Below are 6,022 nucleotides of genomic sequence, written 5' to 3' on the forward strand. Positions count from 1 at the left end.
GCCTGCTGGCCGGTCCGGCCGCGAAAGAACACCCGCCCGAACGCCTGCGCACCGACTGGGAAGCCTTGCCGCCGCGCCTGGGCCCACTTGTGCTGCGCCGCCCCGGCCGGCCCGACCAGTTGGGCGGCAACCCGGCGGTGCTGGTGCGGCTGGAGTTCGAGGAACAGGCCGTCGAAGCGCGCTTTCGCTTCAACCGGCGCGACCGCATCGACGGCTTCTGGCTGGTGCCCGCCGACCTGCGCCTGCCGCTGCCGCCGGCACCGATCGACGCGCCACCGCCGGTGGCCAACTCAAGGTTTACCGAACGCGACTTCCCGGTCGGCGACCTGGGCGGCACGCTTACCCTGCCCCGCGGCGCCGGCCCCTTCCCCGCCGTCGTGCTGGTGCACGGCTCCGGCCCGACCGACCGCGACGGCACGCAGGGGCCCAACAAACCCTTCCTGGACCTGGCCTACGGACTCGCCGAACGCGGCGTGATGGTGCTGCGCTACGAGAAGCGAACCTGGCTGCGCGCGAGCACCCTGGCACCCGACGCCACTGCCGAAAAAGTGCAGGTGCGCGACGCGCTGCGCGCCCTGCGCCAGCTGCGGGCGCTGCGCGAATCCGACGACCAGCGCGTATTCGTCGTCGCCCACAGCCTGGGTGGCTACATATCGCCGCGCATCGGCGCACGCGACCCGGGCCTTGCCGGCCTGGTGCTGCTTGCCGGCCTGGCCCGCCCGCTTTACGACGCCGTACCCGACCAGGTGCGCTACCTGACCGGGCGCGATGGTCTGATGACCGAACTCGAAACCGCCTCGCTGGCCGAAGCGGAACGCCAGCGCGACCAGATCCGCAGCTACGTTGCCGGCGGGCCGCCGCCGAGGCGCCCGATGCTGGGCATCCCCAACGCCTACTGGCTCGACCACGGCCGGATGCAACCGATCCGGGAAGCCCTGGCGCTGGCCAGGCCGATGCTCATCCTGCAGGGCGAGCGCGATTACCAGGTGACCGTCGACGACGACCTGCGCCTGTGGCGCGAGGGCCTGGCCACGCACCCGGACGTGCGTTTCATCACCTACCCGGGGCTCAACCACCTGTTCATGCACGGCGAAGGCCCGCCCGGCCCGGAGGAATACCGGCGCGAAGGCCGCGTCGATGCAAGGGCCATTGCCGACATCGCCGGGTGGATTGGGCAACACTGACGTCACCGGCTAAGCTGCGCGCATGCACGCCCTGGACTGGCACCTGGCCAACAGCACCCACGTCGAAGCGCTGCCCGCGCGGCTGCTGCGACCGCGGGCACGCGCCAACGCCGATGCCCGGGCCTTGGCCCAGGCGGCGTGGTGCCTGCGGCGCAAATCCGACGGACGCTTCCTGGCCACCTACGACGGCCGGCGCCTGCACGCGCTTTGCCATGGGCTGGCGCGCGAACCCGGCATCGGCGAAGCCATCGCGGCGATCGAAGCCTCGTGCGCAACCGCCGGCGCGACCGGGTCGCTGCCGTTGGCCGGCCTGGAAGAACGCCTGGCCAGCCTGGGCCTGGACGCGGCCTACGGCAAATCAACCGGCCTGGTGCTGGTGCCTGAGCCGTCGCGACTGGAGTTCGCCGGCTACGACCGCTACCGGCGTCCGCTGTGGCTGCTGGAACCGGCCGCCCGCGCCTGGCGCCGGATGCAGCGTGCGGCGCTGGCCGACGGCGTCGCGCTCGACGCCATTTCCGGCTACCGCAGCCACGACTACCAGCTGGGCATCTTCGAAAGAAAACTTGCGCGCGGGCAGACCGTGCAGCAGATCCTGGCCGTGAACGCCGCCCCGGGTTACAGCGAACACCACGGCGGCCTGGCGATGGACATCGGCACGCCGGGCGAGCCGCCGGCCGAAGAAAGTTTCGAAACAACGCCGGCGTTCGCCTGGCTGCGCGGACAGGCCGGGCGCTTTGGTTTCCGCATGAGCTATCCGCGCGACAACCCGCACGGCATCAGCTACGAACCCTGGCACTGGTGCTGGCAGCCGCCGGCGCCGGCCGGCGCTAGTCCTGCGAGCGTTTGACCGGCGCCTTGTCGGGCGCGGCGAAGTCGGCGATGCGCCACAGGTACAGCGCCGCCAGCGTTCGGTAAGGGCCCCAGGTTTCGCCACGTTCGGCCAGCACCTTCGGCTTCGGCATTTCCCCGAGTTTGTCGAGCAGCTGCGCGCCCTTGCGCACGCCCAGGTCGTCGACCGGCAGCACGTCGGGCCGGCCCAGCTGGAACATCAGCATCATCTCCACCGTCCAGCGGCCGATGCCGCGCACCGCGGTCAGGCGCTGGATGATCTCGTCTTCGTGCAGGCGCGCCATTTCCGCGGTGCCGGGCACTTCGCCGGCGGCCGAACGCGCGGCCAGGTCACGCAGGGCCAGGGTCTTGTTGCCCGACACGCCGCAGGCGCGCAGGCCGGCGTCATCAATGCGCGCCAGCGTGTCGGCGTGCAGCTTGCTGGCGCCGATGGCGGCCTCGACCCGGCCGACGATGGTCGCGGCCGCCTTGCCTGAAAGCTGCTGGTAGAGGATGGCGCGGGCCAGGGCGTCGGTCGGGTCGAAGCGCCGGCGCCATCGTTCGCCGACGTCCAGCGGCCCGATGCGGTCCATCCACCGCGCCAGCTTGCGGTCGCGCCGGCGCAAATGCGCGGCGGCCAGCTCCAGGTCGAATCCGCGGCGGTAGCGGGCCATGGGCTCGGGGCTCAGCGCCGGAAGGTGTCGACGGCGATGATCAGCCAGCTGGCGATCAGCAGCAATCCGCCGGCCGGCGCCAGCCGCGTTGGCCAGCCCAGGAAAACCGCGCCGCACAGGCTGCCGGCGAACAGCAGCAGCCCCAGCAGCATGGCGCCAGCGGCCACCAGCCGCAGGCGCCCGCCGGAGTCACGCATCAGCAGCTGCAGGGCCAGGCCGTGGCCGAAGGCGAACAGCGCCGCCAGGCCGGCCCGGCCGGCCGCCTCGCCTTCCAGGCCATGGCTGGCGTAAGCGCCCAGCGCCACCGCCAGGCCGCAGGCCAAGGCCCCGCAGCCGGCAAGCAGACGCGGCAAGCGCGGCGACGACGGCATCAGCCCGGGGCCAGGTGGTCGGCGCGCGAGGCGAGCAGGTTGGCGGCCTTGTGCGACGGCAGCAGGAAGCGCCGGCCTTCGAAGCGTCCCTGCCACTCCTGCACCTGGTCGCGCAGTTGCTGCAGGCGCTTGTCCGCGGGTTCGGCGTCTTCGCCGGCCTGGTTGAACCAGGCGGTGGCCACCTCTTCGTCCAGGGTCAGCGACAAACGCGCCCAGGTGCCGCCGGCGTCCTGCCAGCTGGCGATTTCCAGGCGCAGGCCGTCCACGGTTTCGTAAACGTGGCGCTGGCTGGCTTCGTGGCCGTCGTCCTGGGCCAGGCCGTCCAGGGCCAGCTGTTCGGGCAGCGCCGCGGTGGCCGTGGCCTGGGCGTCGAGGGTGCGGCCCGCAGGCGCGCCCTGCACGATGAAACCTTCGCCGTCGCGCACCAGGCTGAAGGCACGACCCGAGGCCGGCTGGATGCGCACGCGTTCGGTGCGCGCCAGCGGCAGGTCCACCAGGCGCCGGTCGAGCCAGGCCACCGGGTCGCGCGCCGGGCTCAGGTCGGCGTCTATGAGCCAGGAAGCGTCTTCGCCCGCAACCCGCACGTAGCTGCCGCCCAGGCCAGGGTGGTTGATTCCCACGACCAGGCCCAGGGGCTCGCCGCCGCCTACGAATCGCAGTTCGGCGCCCTTGGCTTCGGCCCGGGAAACGTCCTCGACGCCCAGGCGCGGGTGCAGCGCGGGATTGTCGGTCTTGGCTTCGATGCGGCGCGCTTCGCCCAGGCGGAACAGGGCCCGGCTGATTTCGCGCTGGTTGGCCGGCCAGCCTGGGTATTGCTCGACTTCCCAGCCATCACCGCGGCGCAGCAGCGACACCAGCAGGCTGTCACCGGCGCCGCGCACCTCGACACGTTCCAGTGCCTCGATGCGGGCTGCAAAACCCGGCAGTGCCTCACCGGTGCTGGCGGGCGCTTCACCAGCGCGCTGGCCAAGGGCCCAGGCGGCCAGCGCCGCCAGCCCCAGGGCCACAACCGCCAGCAGCACCAGTGAACGCGTGCGCATGGCTCAGGACTCCGCCGCCCGCCGGCGCGACCAGCGCCGCCAGGCCAGCAGCAGCGCGAACAGCACCACCAGCGCCGGCATGCCCAGGATGTTGATCAGCTTGAGCCGGTCGCCCAGGGCGTCGATGTCGGCGTTGAGACGGTGCTGCACTTCGCGCAGTTCCTTGCGCATGCGCAGGCGTTCGTCCTGGTAACGCAGGATCTGTTCCTGCTGGGCCGGGCTGATCGCCTGCGCCTGCCCTTCCGCGCCCGGCTGCTGCAGGGCGCCGAGCTGTTGTTCGAGCTCGTCGAGCTGCTGCTGCAGGCGCTGTTCGGTGGCGCGGTAGCGTTCCTCGGCGCCGCGGCGGATGCGTTCTACGCGGGTGAAGGGCCGGGCCGACGGGGCGCGCGTGCGCACGGCGATCAGGTCGGCGTTGCCGACCAGGTTGTCGACCGCGTTGAAGACGAAGTCGCCGTTGTTGGCGAAGGCGTTGTAGACCGGCTGGCCCAGGAAGTCGCTTACCTGCACCCACAGGCGGTCGGTCAGCACGTCGGTGTCGGCGACCACGATCATGTTGACCGGGCCGTCGCTGGCCGCGACGTGGCCTTCTTCGCCTGCACGGTCGGGGAAGGCGGTCTTGAGTTCGCCGGTGAACCGCGCCGCCAGCACCAGCGGTTCGTCGCCGGGCTTGAAGCCCTGGCGCAGCGAATCGGGGTCGGAAACAGCCTCGCGCACGGCCACCACGTCGGCCAGCGCGGCACGGCGCGATGACTGGGCCAGCGGCTCCATCACCAGGCTCGATTCGCGGCCCAGGCCCAGGGCACCCACGGTGGAAAAGTGCAGGGTCTTGAGCTCGGCGGACACCACGTCGTCCTGGTTCAGCACTTCCTCGCCCAGGCCCAGCACCGCCAGGTGGCGCACCGGCGGCCCGTTCGGGTCGGGCTGCACCTGCAGGGCATGGCGTTCGTCGAGCACCACGCGTCCGGGATCGAAATTGATGCCCCAGGCCTGGAACAGCGGGCCCAGGTGCGAAGCCTGCGGCACCGCCGTGGACAGCGGGTCGAGCGGATTGACGCCGCTCTGGTCGGCTTCGGCGTCCGGGTCGAGGAAGGCGAGCAGGCGGCCGCCGCGCAGCACGAACTGGTCGATGGCGACCAGGGTGTGTTCGGGTACGTCCTTGGGGTGCACCAGCAGCAGCAGGTCGACGTCGTCGGCGATCTGCGCGGGCATGCCCTGCAGGCGGCGCAGTTCGAACAGTTCGCGCAGCTGGCGGTCGATCACCCAGCCCGGCTCCTGGCGACCGCTGGGGTCCATGCGCGGGCCGGTGGGCAGGCCGCTGATCATCGCGACCACCGGTCGGTCGGCATCGCCCAGCGAGCTGACCAGCTTGGCCACGTCGTATTCGAGGAAGGCTTCCTTGTCCGGCTGGATGAAGGGCATCAGCGACTCGCCGTCGGTGCTGTTGCTGCCGACCAGGCCGAAATAAAGCTTGTCGCCGGTGCTGCCCAGCGGGATGGCCTGCAGCCCGTAGGCGGCGGCCTGGTCCTCGGCTTCGGAGAAGGGCTCGGGGTCGATCACTTCCAGGGTGACCTGGCCGTCCGAGCGCGCGGCCATTTCCTCGAGCAGCTCGCGCACGCGGGTGGCGTAGCTGCGGAACTGCTGCAGTTCGCCGGTGGCGTGTTCGGAGTAGTAGAGCTTGAGCGTGACCGGGTCCTGCACGCTCCCGAGGATGCGCAGGGTGCCGTCGGACAGCGTGTACAGGCCCTGTTCGGTGAGGTCCACGCGGGCGCCGCGCAGGGCCAGGGTCGAGATCGACACCAGCGCCACGAAGGCCAGCGCCAGCAGCGCCAGGGCGACCAGGGGGGCGGAACGTCGGTTGAACATCTTCATGGCGTTCAGTCGGCCTTCTTCATGTCGATCACCAGCACCGTCGCCCACAGCCAGGC

Annotated in this window: 6 protein-coding genes; 2 read left to right on the top strand and 4 right to left on the bottom strand. The window is 71.4% G+C overall.

Annotated elements, in window-relative coordinates; translation table 11 throughout:
* Both AACZ35_RS11440 and AACZ35_RS11445 read left to right on the top strand, forming a co-directional pair.
* Positions 1–1,184 (top strand): alpha/beta fold hydrolase (locus AACZ35_RS11440; protein WP_339829351.1); only part of this gene is annotated, 1,184 nt, incomplete at its 5' end.
* A gap of 22 nt (positions 1,185–1,206) precedes the next feature.
* Positions 1,207–2,031 (top strand): M15 family metallopeptidase, encoded by an 825-nt coding sequence (locus AACZ35_RS11445; protein WP_339829353.1) that lies wholly within the window; start codon positions 1,207–1,209, stop codon positions 2,029–2,031.
* Here AACZ35_RS11445 and AACZ35_RS11450 read toward each other — a convergent pair.
* The 4 genes from AACZ35_RS11450 to AACZ35_RS11465 form a co-directional block, all read right to left on the bottom strand.
* Positions 2,012–2,686, bottom strand: a complete 675-nt coding sequence (locus tag AACZ35_RS11450) for a DNA-3-methyladenine glycosylase 2 family protein (RefSeq protein ID WP_339829355.1) — start codon at positions 2,684–2,686, stop codon at positions 2,012–2,014. The two genes, AACZ35_RS11445 and AACZ35_RS11450, sit on opposite strands and share 20 nt — an antisense overlap.
* Positions 2,687–2,697: 11 nt before the next feature.
* Positions 2,698–3,057, bottom strand: a complete 360-nt coding sequence (locus AACZ35_RS11455) for a DUF423 domain-containing protein (RefSeq protein WP_339829357.1) — start codon at positions 3,055–3,057, stop codon at positions 2,698–2,700.
* Complete coding sequence (locus AACZ35_RS11460; protein ID WP_339829359.1) at positions 3,057–4,097, bottom strand: DUF4340 domain-containing protein; 1,041 nt, start codon at positions 4,095–4,097, stop codon at positions 3,057–3,059. Before AACZ35_RS11460 ends, AACZ35_RS11455 begins: the two co-directional genes overlap by 1 nt.
* Before the next feature lie 3 nt (positions 4,098–4,100).
* Positions 4,101–6,022: Gldg family protein (locus AACZ35_RS11465; RefSeq protein WP_339829362.1), on the bottom strand; the 1,922-nt coding region annotated here is incomplete at its 5' end.

The organism is uncultured Arenimonas sp., from assembly GCF_963976025.1.
Classification (GTDB): domain Bacteria; phylum Pseudomonadota; class Gammaproteobacteria; order Xanthomonadales; family Xanthomonadaceae; genus Arenimonas.

Bases quoted from the DNA above. Each gene is read 5' to 3' on its own strand.
- AACZ35_RS11445 (WP_339829353.1), top strand. From the start codon at position 1,207: ATGCACGCCCTGGACTGGCACCTGGCCAACAGCACCCACGTCGAAGCG.
- AACZ35_RS11450 (WP_339829355.1), bottom strand. From the start codon at position 2,686: ATGGCCCGCTACCGCCGCGGATTCGACCTGGAGCTGGCCGCCGCGCAT.
- AACZ35_RS11455 (WP_339829357.1), bottom strand. From the start codon at position 3,057: ATGCCGTCGTCGCCGCGCTTGCCGCGTCTGCTTGCCGGCTGCGGGGCC.
- AACZ35_RS11460 (WP_339829359.1), bottom strand. From the start codon at position 4,097: ATGCGCACGCGTTCACTGGTGCTGCTGGCGGTTGTGGCCCTGGGGCTG.